The sequence below is a fragment of the Psychrobacter sp. Arc9 genome (assembly GCF_041431295.1).
In the GTDB taxonomy this organism is placed as follows: domain Bacteria; phylum Pseudomonadota; class Gammaproteobacteria; order Pseudomonadales; family Moraxellaceae; genus Psychrobacter.
The window spans coordinates 1-21,729 of record NZ_JASMRK010000005.1 but is presented as its reverse complement, the minus strand read 5'-3'; the positions used below and the strand labels follow the sequence as shown (position 1 = coordinate 21,729).

Annotated in this window: 20 protein-coding genes; 9 read left to right on the top strand and 11 right to left on the bottom strand. The window is 43.1% G+C overall.

What is annotated here, in order from left to right; translation table 11 throughout:
• Positions 1-4: 4 nt before the first annotated feature.
• The 3 genes from QO187_RS04095 to ispZ all read right to left on the bottom strand — a co-directional run bounded on the left by QO187_RS04095 (position 5) and on the right by ispZ (position 1,433).
• Positions 5-394 carry a hypothetical protein gene (locus QO187_RS04095; protein ID WP_102092802.1) on the bottom strand — a complete coding sequence of 130 codons (390 nt, stop codon included), beginning with the start codon at positions 392-394 and terminating at the stop codon, positions 5-7.
• Positions 395-450: 56 nt separating this feature from the next.
• Entirely contained in the window at positions 451-777 is a 327-nt protein-coding gene (locus QO187_RS04090; protein ID WP_102092803.1) for a YciI family protein, read from the bottom strand.
• Positions 778-881: 104 nt separating this feature from the next.
• Entirely contained in the window at positions 882-1,433 is a 552-nt protein-coding gene (gene ispZ, locus QO187_RS04085; RefSeq protein ID WP_101205812.1) for a septation protein IspZ, read from the bottom strand.
• A 291-nt stretch (positions 1,434-1,724) separates the two neighbouring features.
• Between ispZ and QO187_RS04080 the strand changes: the two genes are divergently transcribed.
• Both QO187_RS04080 and QO187_RS04075 read left to right on the top strand, forming a co-directional pair.
• The gene (locus QO187_RS04080) at positions 1,725-2,606 is read left to right on the top strand and encodes a PHP domain-containing protein (RefSeq protein WP_102092804.1); all 882 of its coding nucleotides are present in this window, start codon (positions 1,725-1,727) and stop codon (positions 2,604-2,606) included.
• Positions 2,607-2,898: 292 nt separating this feature from the next.
• Positions 2,899-4,356 (top strand): diguanylate cyclase, encoded by a 1,458-nt coding sequence (locus tag QO187_RS04075; protein WP_102092805.1) that lies wholly within the window; start codon positions 2,899-2,901, stop codon positions 4,354-4,356.
• Positions 4,357-4,467: 111 nt separating this feature from the next.
• Here QO187_RS04075 and truD read toward each other — a convergent pair whose 3' ends face one another.
• Complete coding sequence (gene truD, locus QO187_RS04070) at positions 4,468-5,742, bottom strand: tRNA pseudouridine(13) synthase TruD (RefSeq protein WP_102092806.1); 1,275 nt, start codon at positions 5,740-5,742, stop codon at positions 4,468-4,470.
• Between the two features lie 243 nt (positions 5,743-5,985).
• Between truD and QO187_RS04065 the strand changes: the two genes are divergently transcribed.
• Both QO187_RS04065 and QO187_RS04060 read left to right on the top strand, forming a co-directional pair.
• The gene (locus QO187_RS04065) at positions 5,986-7,629 is read left to right on the top strand and encodes an FAD-dependent oxidoreductase (protein WP_371547417.1); all 1,644 of its coding nucleotides are present in this window, start codon (positions 5,986-5,988) and stop codon (positions 7,627-7,629) included.
• Positions 7,630-7,996: 367 nt separating this feature from the next.
• Positions 7,997-8,620 (top strand): GNAT family N-acetyltransferase, encoded by a 624-nt coding sequence (locus tag QO187_RS04060; protein ID WP_371547414.1) that lies wholly within the window; start codon positions 7,997-7,999, stop codon positions 8,618-8,620.
• Positions 8,621-8,664: 44 nt separating this feature from the next.
• On the opposite strand, the gene QO187_RS04055 is transcribed toward QO187_RS04060, so the two are convergent.
• The 4 genes from QO187_RS04055 to QO187_RS04040 form a co-directional block, all read right to left on the bottom strand.
• Entirely contained in the window at positions 8,665-8,877 is a 213-nt protein-coding gene (locus tag QO187_RS04055; protein WP_057761343.1) for a hypothetical protein, read from the bottom strand.
• Positions 8,878-9,126: 249 nt separating this feature from the next.
• A complete protein-coding gene (gene gorA / locus QO187_RS04050) occupies positions 9,127-10,491 on the bottom strand; it encodes a glutathione-disulfide reductase (protein ID WP_371547411.1) in 1,365 nt (454 codons plus the stop codon).
• Between the two features lie 177 nt (positions 10,492-10,668).
• Positions 10,669-11,121 (bottom strand): threonine/serine exporter family protein, encoded by a 453-nt coding sequence (locus tag QO187_RS04045; RefSeq protein WP_371547408.1) that lies wholly within the window; start codon positions 11,119-11,121, stop codon positions 10,669-10,671.
• Complete coding sequence (locus QO187_RS04040; RefSeq protein WP_371547589.1) at positions 11,122-11,910, bottom strand: threonine/serine exporter ThrE family protein; 789 nt, start codon at positions 11,908-11,910, stop codon at positions 11,122-11,124.
• 117 nt (positions 11,911-12,027) lie between these two features.
• On the opposite strand from QO187_RS04040, the gene QO187_RS04035 reads away from it, so the two are divergent.
• Positions 12,028-12,309 carry a DUF503 domain-containing protein gene (locus QO187_RS04035; RefSeq protein WP_371547405.1) on the top strand — a complete coding sequence of 94 codons (282 nt, stop codon included), beginning with the start codon at positions 12,028-12,030 and terminating at the stop codon, positions 12,307-12,309.
• A gap of 92 nt (positions 12,310-12,401) precedes the next feature.
• On the opposite strand, the gene QO187_RS04030 is transcribed toward QO187_RS04035, so the two are convergent.
• The gene (locus QO187_RS04030) at positions 12,402-12,896 is read right to left on the bottom strand and encodes a transposase (RefSeq protein WP_371547402.1); all 495 of its coding nucleotides are present in this window, start codon (positions 12,894-12,896) and stop codon (positions 12,402-12,404) included.
• Between the two features lie 377 nt (positions 12,897-13,273).
• Between QO187_RS04030 and QO187_RS04025 the strand changes: the two genes are divergently transcribed.
• Positions 13,274-14,242, top strand: coding sequence for a P63C domain-containing protein (locus QO187_RS04025; protein WP_191114122.1), 969 nt, complete (start codon positions 13,274-13,276; stop codon positions 14,240-14,242).
• A gap of 144 nt (positions 14,243-14,386) precedes the next feature.
• Here QO187_RS04025 and QO187_RS04020 read toward each other — a convergent pair whose 3' ends face one another.
• Positions 14,387-14,662 (bottom strand): hypothetical protein, encoded by a 276-nt coding sequence (locus tag QO187_RS04020; protein ID WP_191114121.1) that lies wholly within the window; start codon positions 14,660-14,662, stop codon positions 14,387-14,389.
• Between the two features lie 311 nt (positions 14,663-14,973).
• Positions 14,974-17,880: an excinuclease ABC subunit UvrA gene (gene uvrA / locus QO187_RS04015; RefSeq protein ID WP_371547397.1), complete on the bottom strand. Its 2,907-nt coding sequence runs from the start codon at positions 17,878-17,880 to the stop codon at positions 14,974-14,976.
• A gap of 667 nt (positions 17,881-18,547) precedes the next feature.
• On the opposite strand from uvrA, the gene QO187_RS04010 reads away from it, so the two are divergent.
• From QO187_RS04010 to ssb, 3 genes are all read left to right on the top strand, one after another.
• Positions 18,548-19,912: an MFS transporter gene (locus tag QO187_RS04010; RefSeq protein ID WP_371547394.1), complete on the top strand. Its 1,365-nt coding sequence runs from the start codon at positions 18,548-18,550 to the stop codon at positions 19,910-19,912.
• Positions 19,913-20,041: 129 nt separating this feature from the next.
• The gene (locus tag QO187_RS04005) at positions 20,042-20,650 is read left to right on the top strand and encodes a DUF3833 domain-containing protein (RefSeq protein ID WP_371547392.1); all 609 of its coding nucleotides are present in this window, start codon (positions 20,042-20,044) and stop codon (positions 20,648-20,650) included.
• 317 nt (positions 20,651-20,967) lie between these two features.
• On the top strand, positions 20,968-21,591 hold the full coding sequence (gene ssb, locus QO187_RS04000) for a single-stranded DNA-binding protein (RefSeq protein WP_101204383.1): 624 nt from the start codon (positions 20,968-20,970) through the stop codon (positions 21,589-21,591).
• The last annotated feature ends 138 nt before the right edge of the window (positions 21,592-21,729 follow it).

The window sequence follows — 21,729 nt, the reverse complement described above, 5'->3', positions numbered from 1 at the left end:
TATGCTACCAGCGCTCACGACGGACAAATACCAACCAAGAGACAAAAATACCGACTAATAGACTAATCAAAACGGTAAACGCACCATATAGAAACAACTGTCCTTTACTTTCGTAAACCAAGACATTTACTTGAGTCTGTAAATCGTTTACTTGGCGCTGCAGTTGTGCATTACGGCTGAGCAATTCTTGATTGGCAGCTGACAATGCTTTAGTAGATGGTTGCAACTGTGCCGCCAAGGTATCATTAATATCTAGCGCTGAGTTTTTCGTTGGCAAAGCACGCGCCGCTACTGGCCCAGTCAATGGCATCATTGCTGTCGGATCGGTTGCATCAACAGCAGGTGTTATAGGCGTAGTGGGTGCAGCCTGCGCCGAAACAGCTGTCGCTAACATGAGACCAGTCAGGGCACTTTTGTAGAAGCAGGTAGGTGAAAAAGAGACTCTCTGGATCACGATGCAGCTACTTGATTGTTACTGTCAGTTGGTGCTGGCAATGCTTGCACAAATGGTTTGATATCGACATGACTATACACGCCATCACGTAAGTAAGGCTCATCGTTTGCCCAAGCTTGAGCCGCTTCGATAGAATCAAAATCCGCAATGATTAAGCTGCCTGACATATCGCTCTTGCCATGCTCGATAGGCGTTGGACCTGCGATAACAAGACGGCCTTGCTGATGCAGTGCTTTTAGGCGTTCAATATGTTCAGTACGAGTAATCAGACGTTGTGCACTGCTATTAGCCACGTCATGACCAATGATTGCAAATAAAGACATGAGACTTCCTTAGTGAATAATAAAAAAGTAATGATGAGCTTATGTGGGCTTAGTATAAACGTCATAGCGACAAAGTGATTGCTGCTATGACAAGGCAACAGAAACTATTTAGTGGCTTTGTCTGTTAGGGCAGGGTTGAGATGCTTTTTCAACACGGCAAATTGAGCCACAACAAACACCAGCATAATTGGAATCCAGCCATAGGTCTTAAAGTTGATCCATGCTTCATCTGACATTGTGAACGCTGTGATATAATGTAGTACAGCCATTAGGGCAAAAAACAATGCCCAAGCAACGGTTAGCTTTTTCCAGCCGCTAAGCGTCAGGGTAAATACCTCTTTCATAGCAAGCTGCATCAATGGCTTATTAATAGCGGCACTGACGAATAGTGTCAACGCAAAAATACCATTGATAATGGGCGATTTCCAACGCAGATAAATATCATCACGCAGCAGTAATGTGCCGCCGCAGAATAAAATCGTTAATAATAAGACAACCCATTGCTGCTTATCAAACTTACCTTTTTGACGGATAAAATGAATGGCGTAAACGATAATAGTGGCGACGAGCAAAGCCCCTGCCGCTGCTAAAATACCGTTATAACGCGCCGCGATAAAAAAGGCAATTAAGGGAATAAAGTCTAATAATGCTTTCATAGCAAAGGGTATGTCCAACAAAAACGTATGGGGTAGTTTACACGTCTACCGCACCAAAAAAAAGCAATCAACACGATAATCATGCGATATACGCGACCTACAGAGTAATACTTTTTTATTGCGACTGATGACCATGCCACTGGCCAAATATAAACACGAATACAGTAACGATAACTGCTAAATCTACAGAATCATCAAGACAAACTACAACGCACATAATCGTAACAATGACTGTCTGCTCACTAGCTTTTATTCTACTCTTATTTTATTTAACACTTTAAGGCTCAGCTTATGAAAATTGACTTACATTGCCACAGTACTTGTTCAGATGGTACCTATGCACCGACCGAGGTCATACAACGTGCCCATGCAGCGGGCATCAATGTGTTGGCATTGACTGACCATGACACGCTGGCAGGGATTGATGAGGCAAGAGACGCTGCCAGTGCCTGCAATATGCAAATTATTAATGGTGTTGAGATCAGTTGTGAACATACATTAAGCGGTGGTTACGGAAAGAATAAATCCACCAATAAAATTATTCACGTACTTGGACTGGACTTTACTGATCGCGAAAAAATGCATGCAACGCTGCAGCAACTGCAAGACAGTCGAGCCACTCGTGGTCAGCGTATCGCCGAAAAATTGAGTGAGCTATTAGATATTAGTTATGATGAGCTATGGCAGGCAGTGCTCGATAAAGCAGGCGGTAACCCACAAGCAGTCGGGCGCGCCCATATTGGACAGGTATTGTTTGAGCGCGGTGAGGTCAAAACCGTTCAAAAAGCCTTTGATAAGTACCTAGCAGATAACAAACCTGCTTATGTAGCAATCGAGGCGTTAACGATGCAGCATGGTATCGAGCTGATTCATGCTTGCGGCGGCAAAGCGGTGCTCGCACACCCCACGCGATATCAACTATCAGCGACACGCGTGCGTAAACTGATCGAAGAGTTTGCGCAGCTTGGTGGCGATGCTTGTGAACTGCCAGCCACTAGCGAGCCGATTAGTACCCGCAGAATGGTCGACCGTAGCCTTGCTGAGCATGGTCTTGCGGCATCTATTGGTAGTGACTTTCATGGTAGTAACATGCCTTGGCGACGTTTGGGCGACGTTCCTATTTTGAATGATGATCAGCAAGGGGTTTGGGAGTCTTTTGCAACGCTTGCTTAGTGAGTAGGATTTACCTTGTTACAGTTACTTCTAATAAGGTTGTTTTCAATAGCAATAGGGCCTTATTTATCATGATGAATAAGGCTAAGAATGGGTAAGTAAACAAAATTGCATTCATAGAGAAATTATTGGGAAATAAATGCGTAAAATAGATTGATAATAAGGCAAGAACTTGTAACACTTGATATGAAAATTTCAGAGCGGATAATATGCTTTCACTCTGATTTTAGCGCTTATATATTCAACGCATTTACACCTTTAATGCATTTATACTCTCTGCGGTAGCCCTTCTATGGCTGTATCGATATCCCATCTAGGTTACAACAAAATCTCTCAAATGATTTTTGAGTGGCAGGCTGCTGACCGAACATCGCTGATGGCCTTATTTATCGTGTTAGAAGTGTCATTGCATTGGTTCTGGTGCTTGTATGTCTGGTGGCAGCAAGATGCGTTAAACACCTATGTGAACATACATTATTTATATCCATTATGGCTTGGGATTAGCTTTGTTGGACTGTTTTTTTTGTGCATGGTAAAAGGCTTATTTCATTCGAGCAATGATAATGACATTGTTTTAAGCAGATGGCAGATAGCTTTGGTTTTGGTTTACACCGCCTACATTTCTACTGTTGTTGTGATGATAGGGTATAGCAGTCTGTTTGCAGGCGTGTCGCTCGTCGGCGGCGCTATGCTTGGCATGATGCTGATTAAGCGCCGCTATGCTTGGCGTATGTTTTGGCTGCATATTATCTTGATGCTATTAGCGATCATGTCACCTTACTTTGGTATCAGTCTGCCTAACTTACGCCAATTGACTGTCATTCATCCCATGCTTGAAAGTCATAACTATCTAACTTACAACGAGATTATGGCTGCTGAAAATGCGGTTGCTGCGTTGGCTTTTGAAAACAACGTCTTAAATTGGGATAGTATCAACGAGCTACAGCGCTCATCCGCATTTTTTTGGCGGTCGACGCATTTATATTTAGCGCTGCCAAAAGCGATTTTTATAGTCTATATGTTCCGTGCCTTACTGTTGGTATTAGATGATAGTCGATTTGAGACCTTACGACACGCCAATCAGGACGAGCTTACTCAGCTTAAAAATCGTCGCTACGGTCTGAAAAAGATGAAGTATGCCTTGGCAACGGTGAGAGAATATCAAGACTTAAGCGTCATGCTGTTAGATTTGGACTGGTTCAAACAGATTAACGATAATTATGGACACGATGTAGGTGATCAGGTTCTGATTGAAATCTCGCAGACGCTATCGCAATCATTAACAGATAAGACAATCATCAGTCGCTACGGCGGCGAAGAGTTTTTAATTGTATTACCAGATACGAAGCACGATAGTGCTATGATGATTGCCGAGCAATTACGCCTCAATATTGCTGAACATGTTATGAAGATTGAAGGTCTGGCTGACTTTAATGTGACAGCAAGCTTTGGGTTATATACTTTAACTCATGAAGAGCGAGATTGTATCGCGCAAGGCTACAAAACGATTACGCAGCAAAAGACTGTCGCTCGAACGTCACCTCTTATCAAGCCAATTGCTACTCAGCGCGCGGAAAGCCAAATAGCCTCAATGCAAAAGCTGCCTAGTGATATCTGCCAGCGGCTTATTAGCACAGCGGATAAGGCCTTATATGAAGCCAAGCACCGTGGTCGCAATCAAGTTGTCAGTGCAAATGAGATGTGGGCTGAAAAAGAAGGCGGTAAGCAATGGCTCTATAAAAGCTGTTAGTCATTAACGATCAGCCATTAATAAACAGCCATACCGCTAACACTATATAAGTATTATCGGTATGGCTGATATTCTATTGATTGGTCCAATTGAGGCTTCGATTTAATCCAATCAAGACGCTAATTCCTGCACTAAACTTGCGAGCACACTTGTGGCAAAGCTACCCGTCTTCAAAGTAAAGTTTAATACTAGCGTCTGATCGTCCGACCATTCCCAGCTTAACGCCTCAATCGGTAGGCGTAGCGCTCGTCTTTGCGCTTTGATATCACGCTGCTCTAATCCAGTTGCCAATTGCATAAGTAGTGGACTGTGTTGTACTACCTCGGTCTCTAAATCTGCAGCGCTACCGATGACTTTATCGTTACCCGTACCCCATAGCACGGCAGTTGGGTGAATATCGCCACTATCAATACGAGCATGTAACGTATCATCTAGTGTCTCACTAGTGAATATCGATCCTGAACCATCCAAATTAAAAACCTCGCCTGCTAGGCCAGTGTTCCAGCTGCCATTACGTACCCGTGCTGCCAATATCTCATTAAATATCAAGCTACGCGCAGCAGACAATTCCATCGTATTTTGCTCGCGAGGGGCACGCTTACGTTTGCTCTTTTTTGGTTGTGGGCGCGGCTCTCGCGGCGGACGAGCAAACAGTGATAAAGCTTCTCTGACGTTGTTACCCTGACGACCAAAACGCTGTGGACCAAAATAATTGGGTACACCATTTTCACCAATGCGCGTTAAGTGCTGCTCGACGGCCTCTTTTGCAGATAGTAGTTGCTCGGGTGATGCGTTATTTTCGCCATTTTTGTCACCAACGCTCGCAAACTGGATATCACGTAAAGTAATAACAAACTGATTGGCACGGTGCGTACCGCGATTGAGTTTTTTATTGTGCCAGTGCTGAGCAAGGATAGTGACAGTCTCATTTTCGCCAATGTCCACTGGTGCAAACTCAGTAGGTGGCAATTGCTTCTTTGGTATGCGCAAACTAAACCACTGAGTCGTCAACGCGTGACGGTCTTTCAACCCTGAGTAGCCAACATCACGTAATGGAATGTCTGCCCACTCTGACAGTAGTTTCGCCAGATAAGTAGTATTCATGCCTGATTTTTCGATATGTAGCCATAAATGCTCACCTTCACCAGTGAAGTCTAATGGCAATAGCTCATTAACGATAAAATCAGTCGTATTGGCTTTATAAGTCGCTTGCTGTATTGGCTGCAAACTTGGCTGTGGCAAATTTGCAGTATCTGTAATAGTGGCAACATCAATATGAGCTAGGTCAATTTGCTCACTGGCTGTTGGATCAATAGCTACAGCTTGGCTATCTAAACCGGCTCCAGCAGTAGTGGTTATGTCGTTTTGGTTGTCTTGAGAAGTCATAAGGTCGTCTTTTATTTTGTTTAATAATGATGATTAGAAGTAAAAGGAGTGCGGAAAATAAAGTCGCATAATTACGTTTTGCAACGCAGCAAACATACAAAAAAACATCGTGTGCGAGGCGCTCTTGCTACTATCAATGCATAGCATATTAAAAATAATAGGATAAGTTGAATTTGTCTGGTTGGTTACGGTCATTTTCAACCTGCTGTCATTAGACATCATTATAACTGTTAAGGAAGCATTATGACCGACGCAACGATCAACACAGTCACCATCAGTAAAGCGGATATCCCAAGCGGTGGTATGAAGTCGTATAAGCAAGAAGACGATAGTATCATTTTAATCACTCATGATGACGATGAGTTCCGGGCATTCGATGGTAAGTGCCCACATGCGGGCGCAGATTTGGGTAACGGATTACGCTGTGGCAATCGGGTAGTTTGTCCTTGGCATCATGCGACTTTTGATAGTCGTGACGGCTCACTATTAGAGCCGATAGCGACAAAGGGTTTGACTCAGTATGAGCTGACTCATGATGGTGATAATCTGACAGTCGATACCTCAACTCAGGTAATGGGGCAGGTCGAAAATGATAAACTAACTGACACTCATACCATTATCGTTGGTGGTGGCGGTGCAGGATTTATGACAGCCGACCAGTTGCGTCAGGGTGGTTATGGCGGCAAGATTACGTTGATTAGTAAAGATGACAAAGCTCCTTACAACCGACCTTTATTATCCAAAGCGTTTTTGGCAGGCAAGATGGACGAGGATAAGCTGCTATTGGGCGGTGTTGACTGGGTGAATAATAACAATATTGAGTTACGCCTCAACCAAACGGTTAGCGAAGTGCTACCCAATGAAGCGACCGTCGTCATAGAGGATAATGATGGCAACAGCGAGCGACAGACTGCAGACTTCTTGGTCGTCGCCACTGGCGCTAAACCGAACTTACCACCTATTACAGGTGCTGAAATGGATGGTGTATATACGCTACGCAGCATGAGTGATGCCAAATTAATTAAAGCGGCCAGTCATGATCAGCGGGTGGTAATCATTGGTACAGGTTTTATCGGTATGGAGACCGCTTCGGCATTAGCACAAGCTGGTACGACAGCTTCTATTACAGTGATTGGTCAAGGTAGCCGCGTGATGGGCAATATTGTCTCTGAAACGGTGAGTAACGCCTTAATTAAGTTACATGAAGAGAAGGGCATCGATTTTGTGTTTGACGCAACCGTCAACGAAATCACTAAGATTGACCGTCAAGTAGACAAGGATGGAGATAACCAAACTTTTTCAAATGTAGGCGGTGTCACGCTGGCGAATGGCGAGCATATTGATGCTGATATCGTGATATTGGGTACTGGCGTGTCTCCACGTACAGAGATATTGAGCGAAGTTAACGATCCAGATGGTGTACAAGTCGATGCGCATCTACAGCTGCGCGATGGCGTCTATGCGCTAGGTGATATTGCAAAAGCCAGCAATCAAATGGGCCGTATGCGTATCGAGCATTGGCGTGTGGCGCTGCAGCATGGCATGGTCACGGCAGCTGCAATCCTAAGCGACGACAGTGTTGACTCATTAGAGGCGCGTATCCCTTTCTTTTGGACCATGCAATATGGCAAGAGCCTACGCTATAGTGGTCATGCAGAGACACCAGATCACAATATTCTATTTGGTACGCCAGATACGCACGACTATATAGAATACTACTTCGATGATGACGGCGAAGACACACGAGCTAGTGCGGCAAGTACGCTTGGACGTGATAAAGAGTTGGTTGCCTTCTCCGAGCTATTACGCCGTGGTCATGCACCGACACGCGCTCAGCTTAATGCAGGGCTTGATATTATTGAGCAAGCGCATGTATTATCGCGCTAGTACTATAAAACAATAAGTATTAGTATCTGGGGCATGTCATCAATTAGCACATGAATACATTTAGTGGTCTTAAAATGGCTAAATTTTGCTAAACGTCGTCAGAAATTTTGCAAATATATTCATATTAACGGCAATTTTTTCCTCGTTTATCTACAATTTTTCTCATTTTAAGCTGCACAATCTAAGTAATGACATACCCCTAGACTGACTTAGTAATCTAAGTCAGTTTTTTATATGGCTAAATCCACATAAATCCGCTACATCGTCACCCTCATTAAGTATACTAATGTATAGCTTGCACTCGGTTTTCTTGTATCGAAATTATTTGAATGCAACTATACATAGACGGAAAAGGAAAAATTATAATATGAGCGAAAACAATATAAATAGCAGCAATATAAAAACAGACCATTTTGATAAAGAGTCGGTATTTTTGCGTGAAGCGACATTGGATGATATTGGCGCACTTGAACAATTATTGAATTGCTGCTATCGCGAGACAGCAGGTTGGACCAATGAGGCCGATTTGATAGGTGGTATCAGGACCACATCAGCGGAGCTCGCCGCCGTAATCAATGACCCTAATCACTATTACTTTGTTTATCCGAAAACCACAACGGGCAATCGTGAGGGAGATGAGACGGGTGAGATACTTGGCTGTATCGCTGTCGATATCAAAACTGATGCTGCCTCAAATAAGAAAGCCTATATCGGCATGTTTGCGGTACATCCTGTGCTACAAGGGAAGGGTGTTGGCAATGTGATTTTACAAGCGGCTGAGACCTTTGCAGATCGTCATTTACAGTCACTGAATCAGCCTAGCCGTCTGACTATGTCTATACTAAGTCATCGTCCTGAGCTTTTGGCTTACTATCAGCGTCGTGGTTATCAGTTCAATGGTAATAAAATGCCATTTCCCAATGATGGCAACAATGGCGAGCCAAAGCGTGATGATTTAGAGCTATTAGAACTAGAAAAAGTCGTTAGCTAATCAACTTGGCCTAGTAAAAAGCATTAAAAAATATTCTACCTAAATTAACCCCAAAAATGACCAAAGGTCATAAACAGACCAATACTCAGCAGCATAAATGCCACAATGATTAAGCGCTTGAACCAGTTAAATGCTGGCAAGCGCGTGGCATTATCATCCGACATGAGATAAGCGAATAAGAACAACAAACTCGCTGCTAATGTCATGATGCCAAGCCCAATCGGTAATATAAATAAGTACACCTGCCACACAGTCATCTCTCAACGGTCAGTATTAAGGGCATCATAGCAGCAACAGGATTGCGCTGTCAGTATGCCTTGCTTTAAATTTTTCAATGCGAATAATGATTAGAAAGTACAGTAGTCATCAGTACGATATAAAAGCCATAAGAGCGTTTTAAGCATACGAAGGTATATGCTTACGTCATGACTGACAATAAAAAAGGACGCTCAAATGGCATCCTTTTTTATAATAGCTAAGAATAAGAGAAACGTTAAACAGTGAGCTTAACGCATCGTCACAAACTCTTCCGAGCCAGTTGGATGAATGGCAACGGTATTATCAAAGTCAGCCTTAGTCGCGCCCATTTTGATAGCGACTGCGAAGCCTTGAATCATCTCATCGACGCCAAAACCAATACCATGCAAACCAATGACTTTTTCGTCATTGCCCAAGCATACTAGCTTCATGGTGCATTTTTGACGATGTTGAGTGACCGCGCTATACATATCAGTGAACGTTGAGGTATAGCACTTGATATTTTCTTTACCATGCAGATTGATCGCGTCGATTTCAGACAGCCCAATCGTACCGATAGCCGGGTGAGTAAAAATCACCGTTGGTATCAATGTATAGTCTAAGTGCTCATTGGGTTTATTATTAAACAGACGCTCAGATAAGCGGCGACCAGCAGCAATCGCTACAGGCGTTAGATCTACGCTGTTCTCGATGATATCACCGACTGCATAAATACCATCGACATTGGTGTTTTGGAATTTATCGACTTTGATTTTACCTGTCTCAGTCGTCTCAACCCCTGTCACTTGCAGATTGATACCGTCTGTCGATGGCGCGCGACCAATCGCCCATATCAAGCAATCGACAGTATCGATACAGTCTTCACCGCCATCGTTGGTGGTCAAATCCAGGCTGTCATCGTCATTTTTATTGACTTCACTGATCACCGTATTGGTGTGTAATTTAATGCCAGCTTGTTCCATTTCTATCAGCAAAGTCTCTACGATAGTATGGTCAAACGTACGTAGTGGCGAGTGTTTGCGCACATACAAATGCACATCGGCACCCAGACTGTTTAACACGCCTGCGATCTCGACAGCGATATAGCCAGCACCTACAATCGCCACGCGTTTTGGCAAGTGATTCAACGCAAAAAAGCCGTCAGAGTCGATGCCGTATTCTGCACCTTTAAGGTCTGGCTGAATAGGATGACCGCCCGTAGCAATCAAAATATGATCAGCGGTAATCAGCTCGCCATTTACTTCTACGGTATTGGTATCGACAAACTTGGCAAAGCCTTTGATCACTTCGACGCCGTTTTTGGCCAAGTTATTGTCATAAGCGCGGTGAATGTTTTCAATATATTGTTGACGGCTCTGTACCAGCTTTTGGAAGTCAAAACCTTTTAACTCAACATCAAAACCATAGTCTGGCGCATATTTATGGATAGCTTCAGCCACTTGCGCGCCATACCACATTACTTTTTTGGGCACACAGCCCAAATTCACACAAGTGCCACCCAGTTGGTTGGCTTCGATAATCGCGCACTTTTTGCCATAGCTTGCGGCACGGTTAATGGAGGCAATACCGCCGCTACCGCCGCCAATGGAAATATAATCGTAATGCTTTGTCATTGTTATGTCTCTTCATTAAGTATCGGTACAGTTTTGAACTCTATTGTAATGGGTATGGATAATCCATCTTACAAGTTTTTTATCATAAGGGTGTGCCAGCTAGCATCAGTTTATAAAAGTATTTAAACAAAAATAGCCTAACACATAATAATCTCATTTAAACCCACTTAAACCTGCCTAGACTATGGCACGCCGTCTATAAAATAACAGCCCAGGAATGGACAAGCCCAGTACCAATCCTGAGGTCACAAACAAGGCTTCGAATAAATACACCATCATTTGGCTAAATAACTCGTCTGAAAAGCCAAAGTAACCAATCTGCACCATACTGACCATCGCCTTATAAGCGGCGATACCTGGCATCATACAGATGACGCTGGGTGAGATTAACGCTTTGGGCGGTAGGGTATATTTTTTAGAAAAATACACGCCAAAAAAGCTGGCGAGCATCGCGCCAAAAAAGCTGGCCACCACCAGATGTATATGCTGATAGACAAGCGCCGTTTTTAACCCAAAGCCAAACGCCGTCATCAGCAAACACGGCAAAATATAGCGTTTGGGCACGCTGAACATCAGCGTCCAACCAAGGGTGATAATACATGACAGCACAACGGTCTCAATAAACCACATCTAAAACCCCCAGTGCTGTATGCGTAGTAACACCAGCGCCATCACGATGCCCACACAGGCGGATAAGGTCAGCATATAAGTAAAAACCGCACGTCCAATCCCAATATTGACATAGCCTTTTAAGATATCGGACAAAGAGTTAATCAGCGGAAAGCTTGGAATCAGTAGCAACACGCTAGAAGCCACGGCAATATCGGCATTATTGCCAATATCAAAATAATAGGTCGTCGCCCCAATCAAAGAGGCAATAAAAGCCGTCACAATGACGGTAATAAAAGGGTTAAAGTGATGCTTGGATAAATAGATACGAGTAAACATCGCCACCATACCCGCGATAAAGGTTACGGCGGTAATCGACCAACTGCCGCCATTTAAATAAGCAAACGCGGCACAAGATGCGCCCACAAATATGCCCACTAGCCATGTCGGGTATACCGTTTTATCCAACTCATCAAACGCAAGGGTTGTGCGGTCAATCAGATCATTATTATTGATAGTGGCTTCGGTTTTATTGATGATTTGCTGGATTTGTACCAATAAATTGACATTGATGCTCTGATTGATCGTATCTCGGGTGGTGGTAATACAACGCTCATTACAGATAGTCGTCAAAGTGATCGCATTAAAATTTAGCGAACACTCGACGCTACTCATTCCCAATGCAAACCCCAAACGCTTCGATAAGTCCACTACCACGGCAGACTCAGCGCCATACTGCATAAGCAGTAATCCGCAGCGCACGCATAGCCGAGTGATGCGCTGCTGCTGCACGTAGCTGATAGAAGTCATTGGAGGAATATGCATATTGGCTGCGATATCGATATGGATAGAGGTAAAGATAGCATAACTTGCTGTGCTTATTTGCTACTATTATAAAGCGTAAACCACTGTCACAAGGAGAATAAAATGCATATTGTCATTCTAACTTTGACCTTTTCTTTACCTGGCTGTAGCTCATTAAAAGAAAAACGCCAACGTATGGGCGGATTGCATGCGCGCTTTGGCAATACGCCAAGCGTTGCGGTGTGCGAAAGTGGCGAGCGTGACCGCCATGACGCCAGCGAATGGACATTCGTTATAGTCGGGCTGTCTAAACGTGAGGTCGAGTCGCAATGTAGTCAGATTGAGGAAAAGCTAGAGCGTACGGTGGATGCAAGAGTAATGAATGTTGAAAGGGAGTTTATTTAGGTTAAACGTTAATTACCTTAAGTCTGAAAAATATCTAACTTGTAGGTTGGGTGGAGCTTGCGACACCCAACGTTTACTTTAAAAAAATATTCTCATTCGCCCCAATTGATAGGAAGCAAGCCATCCGTCACAAATCGATGAAATGAGGAATATGGCCAGTCTTTAACCTGTTTAATATACTCATGTTTAACAGGGTTCATATGAATATAATCAATATGTGCTCGATAGTCTGATTCATCGCGAATGCAATGCTCCCAAAATCGACGTTGCCAAATACCACGCTCGCTCTTCTTAAGTCTACTACTCGAAATAGATTCTGTTTTGGCCATGTTATAAGAAAAGTAATATTTAATGAGTTTTATTCGTTTAGAGAAGTCTGCATTATTATTCGGCATAGTACATAACATATGCAAATGGTCTGGCAAGATAACAATGGCATCAATGTAGAAAGGGTGTTTTTGTTTAACAAGTTTGAAGGAGTGTCTAAGTGTTGCAATTTCTTTGATTAGCAAATCGCTAGACCTATCAGCTAGGTTGATAGTGAAAAAGTAGGTTGCTCCTTTTTGATAGTGCCTTCGATACTGCATGCTATTCTACAAATTATAACTAATAACTGATATTACTTAATTTTGTTGGGTGTCGCAAGCTCCACCCAACCTACGGATTGTAGGTGATTCCACGTTTAAATTGTAGGTTGGTGTCGAAGGATGAGACCCAACGAATTGGTTTTGATGAATACGAGACAGTTGGGTTTCCTTCGTTAACCCAACCTACGACAGATTCAATGTTAACTTAGCTTAATATTGGATTGTTGGGTTTCCTTCGTCAAGCTAATCTACGAGCTGGCTTTTTGCCGATTAATCACTTGTAATACAATTATACAAGTAATTAACTTAAAATTTAGTTTTACAAGTAATTTACTTGTATATATAATTAAATTTTATCCAATAGGGAGTTGAAAAGTATGGGACGCGAAAACAGTGGTAAAGCAACGGCTTCAAAAATGACAACATCAGAGCGTAAGGCTCGTGCTATGAAAGGAGTAGAAGCAAGAAAACATAGAGCTAGCTTGCCTAAAGCAGGTTATGAAGGTGAGATAAAGATCGGAGATAATAGTTTAGATGTAGCAGTAATTGAAGGGGATGTACGTGTTATTAGACAGAACGCTGTTTTTGATGCGCTTGATAGACCTGGAAGAGGAAATGCAAGATTAGTCAATATTCCTACTTTTATGGATGCTAAAAATCTTCAGCCCTTTGTATCTGATGACTTAAGGAAAGTAATTAAGAAGATTGAGTATGTCGATTTAAAAGGTAATATTCAAAGCGGTTATGATGCGAATATTCTTCCACTAGTTGCTGATCTTTATTTAAAAGCTAGAGAAGAGGAGAAATTGCACCCGTCTCAAATAGGCACCGCTAAAAAAGCGGAAATACTAGTGAGAGCATTATCGCAAGTAGGAATGACTAGTTTAGTCGATGAAGTTACAGGCTATCAGGAAGCTCGTAAAAAAGATGCACTTGCTAAGCTATTCGAAAAGTTCGTAGATAATGAGTTGCAAGCTTGGATTAAAACTTTTCCTGACGACTATTATAAAGAATTGTTTAGATTATACGACATGCCATATCCCCCTGAAAATGGGAAGGTAAAGCGTCCAGGATTTTTTGGACATGTGACTAATAAAGTTATATACAAAAAACTAGCGCCTGAAATTTTGCCAGAGCTAAAAAATAGAGCTAAAAAACTAGGTAATAAAGGCACTAGATTACATCAGGTATTGACTCCGGACAAAGGTCATCCAGAACTAATGCAATTAGTATCATCTGTTACTACTATTATGAAACTGTCTAAAACAAAAGAAGAGTTTTTTGAGACGGTCGATAAAATACATCCAGATTTTTCAGAAAATTATGATTTACTCTCAAACAACTAAATATTTTATGCTTAATCAAATGAAACCCTAGGCAAGTTTTCGCTTAGTGTTTTTATATGTCAACATCAACCAAACCTAATCCAACAAAAAAAGGCTACTCCCTAAAGAGTAGCCTTTCATCATCAGTCATGTAAAAAATGCTAGTTATTGCGGACGGCCTTGGCCATGTCCTTCAGGTTTTTTATACCCTTTTGCAGTCATACAGGCTTCTAGTTTTTTCATATCACTTTTACTTGGACGACTCTCTTTAGACATTTTCACGCCAGCTCGTTGAGCACAATCATCCATGGCTTGCTTCATATCCGCTGACATCGCAGGTCTTTGATGGTTGCGATCGCTTGCACCATTTGATGTGCCGCTTGACGCACAGGCACTAACGCCAACAGTAGATGCTAAGACAATAAATAGTAATTTTTTCATAAGAAGTCCTTAAAAGTTTTAGAGGTCGTACAAAAGTGAGTAACGCAATTTGTGAGGGTTATATCTTTATTAACCAGTTGTTTCTATATCGTATGCGTTTACGCGTCATATCTAACCCCTTAAATATTAATACATTTAACTTTTAAGTATATTTAATAAATATTAAGAAAGGTAACGTAACGAAGCAATAGAGTTTGAGGGTTTATACACGCATATCAATTTAGATTTGCGGTTCGCGCATAGCTTTATTCCACCCAATAAAAAGGCCACCCTATAAAGAGTGGCCTTTTATCAATCAGGACTTAAGGGTATTAGCTGACTTCTTTCATACCTTGCTCAAGCATTGGCTTTAAGAATATACCCGTGTAGGATTCTTTGACTTCCGCCACTTCCTCAGGTGTACCTTCAGCGATGATCATACCGCCACCTTTACCGCCTTCAGGGCCTAGATCAATCACCCAATCTGCCGTTTTGATAACATCCAAGTTATGCTCGATGACCACGATAGTATTACCTTTATCGCGTAGAGCATGCAGGATATTGAGCAGCTTATCGATATCATGGAAATGCAAACCAGTAGTTGGCTCATCCAAGATATACAGCGTCTGTCCCGTATCACGTTTGGCAAGCTCACGCGCCAGTTTGACACGTTGCGCCTCACCACCTGATAGTGTTGGCGCAGACTGACCCAAGCGAATATAGCTCAGACCGACATCCATCAGTGCTTGCAGACGACGATAGATGGCTGGTATCGCTGAGAAGAACTCAACGGCATCTTCAACCGTCATATCAAGCACATCAGCGATGGTTTTGCCTTTATAGTGAATCTCTAATGTCTCGCGGTTGTAGCGTTTGCCTTCACAGGTATCACACGGCACATACATATCAGGCAAGAAATGCATCTCAACTTTGATGAGACCATCACCTTGGCACATCTCACAGCGTCCGCCTTTTACGTTGAAACTAAAGCGGCCAGGCTTATAACCACGGGCACGTGCTTCTTGGGTCTGGGCAAACATCTCACGCACAGGGGTAAACACGCCTGTATAAGTCGCTGGGTTTGAGCGCGGTGTACGACCAATTGGACTTTGATCGATATCAACCATTTTGTCCAAATGCTCAAGACCGCTAATGCTTTCAAACTTATCGGCAATCAGCGTTGAGGCACTGTTTAACTGAGTCGCTGCCAATGGCATAAGCGTACGGTTAATCAACGTTGATTTACCCGAACCTGAGACACCGGTCACACAAGTCATGATACCAACAGGAATGGTCAAATCTACATCGTGTAGGTTATTACCTGACGCGCCTTTTAGCTCGATGGTCATCGGTACTTTTTTGGCTTTGGCCTTACCTTTGACCTCTACATCGATAGTTTTGGCTTTATGACGCACAGCTGGAATCTCGATTTTTTTCTTACCAGACATATATTGTCCAGTCAGCGATTCTTTGTTTGCCATGATGTCATCGACTGTACCTTGAGCGATAATATGACCGCCATGTACGCCTGCACCGATACCGATATCGATGACGTGATCTGCTTGGCGAATCGCATCTTCGTCATGCTCAACGACCAGTACCGTATTGCCCAAGTCACGTAAGCGCGTTAGGGTTTTTAGCAGACGGTCATTGTCACGCTGATGCAGACCGATTGACGGCTCATCAAGTACATACATGACGCCCATCAAACCTGCACCGATTTGACTAGCCAAACGAATACGCTGCGCTTCACCGCCCGATAACGTCTCGGCAGAACGGGCGAGTGTTAAATAATCAAGCCCGACGCTGACGAGAAAGTTTAAGCGCTCATTAATCTCTTTAAAGATTTTTTCGGCGACTTCACCTTTATGACCGCCAATCTTTAGCGTTTTATAATAGTCAGCCGCATCACCGATAGATAGCTTAACGATTTCTGCAATGGTCTGATCATCAACACGGACGTTGCGTGAGATTTCATTCAGACGCGCGCCGTCACAGACGTTACAAGTGGTATCTGCGAGATATTTAGCCAACTCATCACGAACGAGGTTACTTTGCGTCTTGGCATAACGACGCTCTAGGTAGGGAAGCACACCTTCAAATGGTACAGTCTTATTGGTCTTACGACCGCGCTCATCGGTAAAATTAAAGGTCAGCTTTTCTTTACCAGAGCCGTGCATGATAAGGTCTTGCTGCTCTTTTGACAGATCTTGCCATGGCGCATCCATATCGATTTTAAAATGCTTACAGACGGTACTAAGTAAACCAAAATAGTACGCATGACGCTTATCCCAACCATTGATAGCGCCTTGGTTAAGTGACTTCTCATGATGAGTAATCAGTTTTTCAGCGGCGAAATATTGACGTTTACCGAGACCATCACAGCTTGGGCATGCGCCGTATGGATTATTAAAACTAAACATACGTGGCTCAAGCTCAGGCACTGCACGATCACAGACAGGGCATGAATGTTTGGCTGACATCACTTGGTTTTCGTCACCGCCTTCTTTTGGATTGCCATCCATAAAGTGTAGCGTGACCAGTCCTTGACCTAGACGTAATGCCGTCTCTAAGCTCTCAGCGACACGGTTGCCCAAGTCATCACGGACTTTAAAGCGATCGACCACCACTTCGATGGTATGTTTTTTCTTCTTATCCAACGTCGGTAGCTCGTCGGTATCATAGACATCACCATCAACGCGTACACGGACAAAACCTTGCCCAATCAGCTGCTCAAGCAAGACGGTATGCTCACCTTTACGCTCGCGTATCACCGGTGCCAAGATCATAATCTTAGTGTCATCTGGCAATGCCATGACCTGATCGACCATCTCAGTGACTGACTGCGCAACCATTGGCTCACCATGCTCAGGGCAATATGGCGTACCGATGCGTGCATAGAGCAGACGCAAATAGTCATAAATCTCGGTAATCGTACCGACGGTCGAGCGTGGGTTATGGTTGGTTGATTTTTGCTCGATAGCAATCGCAGGGGATAGACCCTCGATACTATCGACATCAGGCTTCTCCATTTGCGAGAGGAACTGACGAGCATATGCCGATAAGCTTTCGACATAACGACGTTGCCCTTCGGCATACAAGGTGTCAAATGCCAATGAAGATTTACCAGAGCCAGATAGGCCAGTGATTACCACGAATTTATCTCGTGGGATGTCTAAATCGATGTTTTTTAAATTATGAGTACGTGCGCCGCGTATTGCGATATGGTCATGTGCCATCGGTTACAGGTTTCCTATTTGCTAAAAGGGGATTGGGAAATATCTCAAGTCAAAAAGTAAATACAGATCAGTAAAGTGGTTGGTTAAAAGGTGAATAATTCTAAATTTATAGTGTTGTTATAAGTAGTGTCGTTATAAAAGGTACATATATTGATAAGGTAAAAGTTATGCCAACCTAGTTATTAACTTTCTATTGTTGTTTGGCTTTACGTTGCTTGTCGCTCCTATGACTATTTTTATAGGACTCAGCAAATCTAAATCAAATCAGTGTTAAGTAACAGGCATCGTTTGTTATGGTTTTGACCAAAATGTCATTTTATAGAAGCGTTCGTCGTTACGTAGATGGGGTGAGTGAGCCATTAATTGTGCTGACAACGTTTTACTTTATTGTCATGGTGACAGCATTATTCAAGGCATGACTGTGCATCTGATGCACTTGGTAACAAAATAATCTCGTAATATGAATGGCTTGGGTTGAGGGCGCATACGTTACTGCACCAGTAAGACAAAAGTCTCGGCAACCAAACGGCGAATGTCTTATACTAGGGGGCTTGATTTATAGGCCAATGCCTTGATAAACCAGTAGTGATAAATCATGGTATGGCGCAAGTGTTAGTCGTGAAAGATAGCAATGAGCAACCAGCAATGATCAACCAGTGAGGCAAGTATGAATAGCGTAGAGAAACGGGCAATCCTCGGAGTCGGTGGCATCTTTGCCTTACGTATGATTGGCTTGTTTATGATTGTGCCGGTATTTTCTGTCTACGGTGACAATTATGCACACGCGACGCCGTTTTTGATTGGTTTGGCCGTTGGTATTTATGGCTTAGGGCAGGCTATTTTTCAGATACCGATGAGTTTGGCTGCTGATAAATTCCCGCGTAAGCCTATTATCTTTTTGGGATTGATACTGTTCGCTGTCGGCGGCATGATTGCGGCAAATGCGACGGATATTTACGAAGTGATTATTGGTCGAGCGCTGGCGGGTAGTGGTGCGGTCTCTGCTGTGCTGATGGCGTTACTGGCTGATGTGACTCGTGAGGAAATGCGTACCAAAGCGATGGCCACGATGGGGCTGACGATTGCTACCTCTATTATGCTGGCCTTTGCCTTTGGTCCATTATTAGTCGGCTCGCTCGGTATCTCTGGGCTGTTTTGGCTAACTTCAGGATTTGCTATATTGGCGATGCTGCTATTGGTGGTAGTACCGACGCCTATGCGCGTGCTCAAGCACAATCTGGATAATAAGACCATCGGTCAACAGTTAGCCACTGTCCTTAATATTGGCGATCTTAACCGCTTACATATCGGTATCTTTGCGCTACATCTGACGATGACAGCGATATTTGTGATATTGCCGCACCAGCTCAGTGACGTACTTGGCTTGTCAGTACGTCAGCAAGGCATGGTTTATTTGCCGCTATTGTTTATTGGCTTCGCCATCGCGATACCGTTTATCATAATCGCTGAAAAGAAACGCAAAATGCGTCAGGTCTTTTTGGGTGCGATTGCATTAATGACCGCCGCTTTAGTAATACTCGCGCTTGGTAGTCAGGTCGGTGTTGGTATTATATTTGGTTTGCTGCTGTACTTTATGGGCTTTAACTTGCTTGAGGCGACGATTCCCTCATGGATATCTAAGCGCGCACCAGTCGCCAACAAAGCGACGGCGATGGGGCTTAACTCTTCTAGTCAGTTCTTTGGAGCATTTGTAGGCGGGGCAATGGGTGGTCTGTTATTGAGCCAACCTAATTTGTTGGCGTGGGGCATGCTGGCTATTATTATGGGTGCCGCACTACTTATCATTATTCCCATTTCTCAGCCTCCTTATCTATCGAGCACGACAGTTACTATTCCTAAAGACATCAATATTCAAGATTGGTCACGGCAGATGTTGGCAGTAGATGGTGTTGATGAGCTGGTCGTAATGGCAAAAGAGCAAGTCGCCTATTTAAAATTAGATAAGACACAGTTGACGGATGATTCACGTCAGCAGCTATCGAGTTTGGCGCAGAGTCCGCTAGATATATAACAACTTTAGGCTTATGTTTCTATATAGAAACAAAGACAAATAGCACAAATTGTACAGACAGCAATCTCATAAACCACCAATATCAATCAATAGAAACTAACTATTTATCTCTATTTAAAAGGAATTAATATGAGTAAATTTATGTTGTCTGGTAATGTCATTGAGGGTAAAAAGAAGGCGCATCGCTCAATATCCAAGCTAACAATAGGTATTGGTCTATCAGCCATGCTGCTGACCTCTGGTTGCGCTACACAAAATATTCAGGCCTATCAGAACACCACACCAACGCTCGACATGCATGAGTTTTTTTCGGGTCAAATTGATGGTTGGGGTATGTTCCAAGGTCGAAATGGCGAAGTCAAAAAACGCTTTTATGTCGATATTGATGCGACCCACGAAGGAGATGATGTCATTGTCCTAAACGAGAAGTTCTCGTGGGCAGATGGCACGAAATCGCAGCGTATATGGCGTCTGACTGAGCAGACAGATGGCAGCTGGAAAGGTGTGGCAGGTGATGTCATTGGCGAGGCAACAGGGAAAGTGGTTGGCAATACGTTGCACTGGAATTACTTATTAGAGTTACCTGTCGAGGACAAAACCTATAAAGTAACGCTCGATGATTGGATGTATCTTATCAATGAAGATGTCATGCTCAATCGCTCAGTGATGAAAAAATTTGGCGTAGAGCTGGGTAGCGTGACATTGAGCATGCATCGCAAGCCTTCTGATGCTAACTAGAAATCTCTAAATCATTTGATAATAAGTAAGGTGCTATGCAATATCGATAAAGGTAGACGGTGTTCTTCAGCGTCTTAAAATGGCAAAATAGCAGCATATTTATCTATTACCTGTTATTTATTGGACTCTACAATATCGACTAGTATATCAAGATAGAGTATCTAAGCGACATAGACTGACGTGCACCATAGGTAGCCTATAGATATTTCGATAAAAATTGGTTAAAGTAAAATTATACAATTGATAGTGCCAACTGATGCTATCAGATAACGATTAAAACAGTTCATTAAATTATTCATAACTAAAAGGACGGTATCATGCGCGGAGTCAATAAAGTTATCATCATCGGTAACCTCGGAGCAGATCCTGAGGCACGCCAATTCAGCAATGGCGGTAGCGTAACCAATATCTCGGTTGCGACATCAGAGCAGTGGACAGACAAACAAAGCGGCGAAAAAAGAGAAGCGACAGAGTGGCATCGTATCGCACTTTTTAACCGTCTAGGTGAAATCGCAGCGCAATACCTGCGTAAAGGCAGCAAAGTCTATATCGAAGGTAGTTTGCGCACACGTAAATACCAAGACCAAAGTGGTCAAGACCGTTATATTACTGAGATTCGTGCTGAACAAATGCAGATGCTCGATGGTCAAACTGGCGGCGGTCAGGGTGGAGATAGCTTTGGTGGTCAGAACCAAGGTCAGAGTGGCGGCTATAATAATCAAGGTGGCCAAAACAACCAGAATAACTTTGGTCAGCAAGCAAATAACCAGATGGCACATCAAGGCGGCTATAACCAACCAGCGGCTCAAGGTGGTCAGAACAGTTTTAATAATCAAGCGCCTGCTCAGCAAAACCAGTTCAATCAGCCAGCACAGAAACCTGCACAATCTAAGCCTACAGCAATGCCAGACGGCCCTGTAGATGATGATATTCCGTTCTAGGATATACCTTAGACTTTAATGTAAAAAAGCCCTGCAACTGCAGGGCTTTTTTAATGCTTGCTATAGTCAATCCAAAATAAAAGAAGTACAACCCATATTATGAAATAGTTTAGGTAGATTATTCTCCATCCAACCTTG

Coding starts and splice junctions, on each gene's coding strand:
- QO187_RS04095 (WP_102092802.1), bottom strand. CDS start 394: ATGTTAGCGACAGCTGTTTCGGCGCAGGCTGCACCCACTACGCCTATA.
- QO187_RS04090 (WP_102092803.1), bottom strand. CDS start 777: ATGTCTTTATTTGCAATCATTGGTCATGACGTGGCTAATAGCAGTGCA.
- ispZ (WP_101205812.1), bottom strand. CDS start 1,433: ATGAAAGCATTATTAGACTTTATTCCCTTAATTGCCTTTTTTATCGCG.
- QO187_RS04080 (WP_102092804.1), top strand. CDS start 1,725: ATGAAAATTGACTTACATTGCCACAGTACTTGTTCAGATGGTACCTAT.
- QO187_RS04075 (WP_102092805.1), top strand. CDS start 2,899: ATGGCTGTATCGATATCCCATCTAGGTTACAACAAAATCTCTCAAATG.
- truD (WP_102092806.1), bottom strand. CDS start 5,742: ATGACTTCTCAAGACAACCAAAACGACATAACCACTACTGCTGGAGCC.
- QO187_RS04065 (WP_371547417.1), top strand. CDS start 5,986: ATGACCGACGCAACGATCAACACAGTCACCATCAGTAAAGCGGATATC.
- QO187_RS04060 (WP_371547414.1), top strand. CDS start 7,997: ATGAGCGAAAACAATATAAATAGCAGCAATATAAAAACAGACCATTTT.
- QO187_RS04055 (WP_057761343.1), bottom strand. CDS start 8,877: ATGACTGTGTGGCAGGTGTACTTATTTATATTACCGATTGGGCTTGGC.
- gorA (WP_371547411.1), bottom strand. CDS start 10,491: ATGACAAAGCATTACGATTATATTTCCATTGGCGGCGGTAGCGGCGGT.
- QO187_RS04045 (WP_371547408.1), bottom strand. CDS start 11,121: ATGTGGTTTATTGAGACCGTTGTGCTGTCATGTATTATCACCCTTGGT.
- QO187_RS04040 (WP_371547589.1), bottom strand. CDS start 11,910: ATGACTTCTATCAGCTACGTGCAGCAGCAGCGCATCACTCGGCTATGC.
- QO187_RS04035 (WP_371547405.1), top strand. CDS start 12,028: ATGCATATTGTCATTCTAACTTTGACCTTTTCTTTACCTGGCTGTAGC.
- QO187_RS04030 (WP_371547402.1), bottom strand. CDS start 12,896: ATGCAGTATCGAAGGCACTATCAAAAAGGAGCAACCTACTTTTTCACT.
- QO187_RS04025 (WP_191114122.1), top strand. CDS start 13,274: ATGGGACGCGAAAACAGTGGTAAAGCAACGGCTTCAAAAATGACAACA.
- QO187_RS04020 (WP_191114121.1), bottom strand. CDS start 14,662: ATGAAAAAATTACTATTTATTGTCTTAGCATCTACTGTTGGCGTTAGT.
- uvrA (WP_371547397.1), bottom strand. CDS start 17,880: ATGGCACATGACCATATCGCAATACGCGGCGCACGTACTCATAATTTA.
- QO187_RS04010 (WP_371547394.1), top strand. CDS start 18,548: ATGAATAGCGTAGAGAAACGGGCAATCCTCGGAGTCGGTGGCATCTTT.
- QO187_RS04005 (WP_371547392.1), top strand. CDS start 20,042: ATGAGTAAATTTATGTTGTCTGGTAATGTCATTGAGGGTAAAAAGAAG.
- ssb (WP_101204383.1), top strand. CDS start 20,968: ATGCGCGGAGTCAATAAAGTTATCATCATCGGTAACCTCGGAGCAGAT.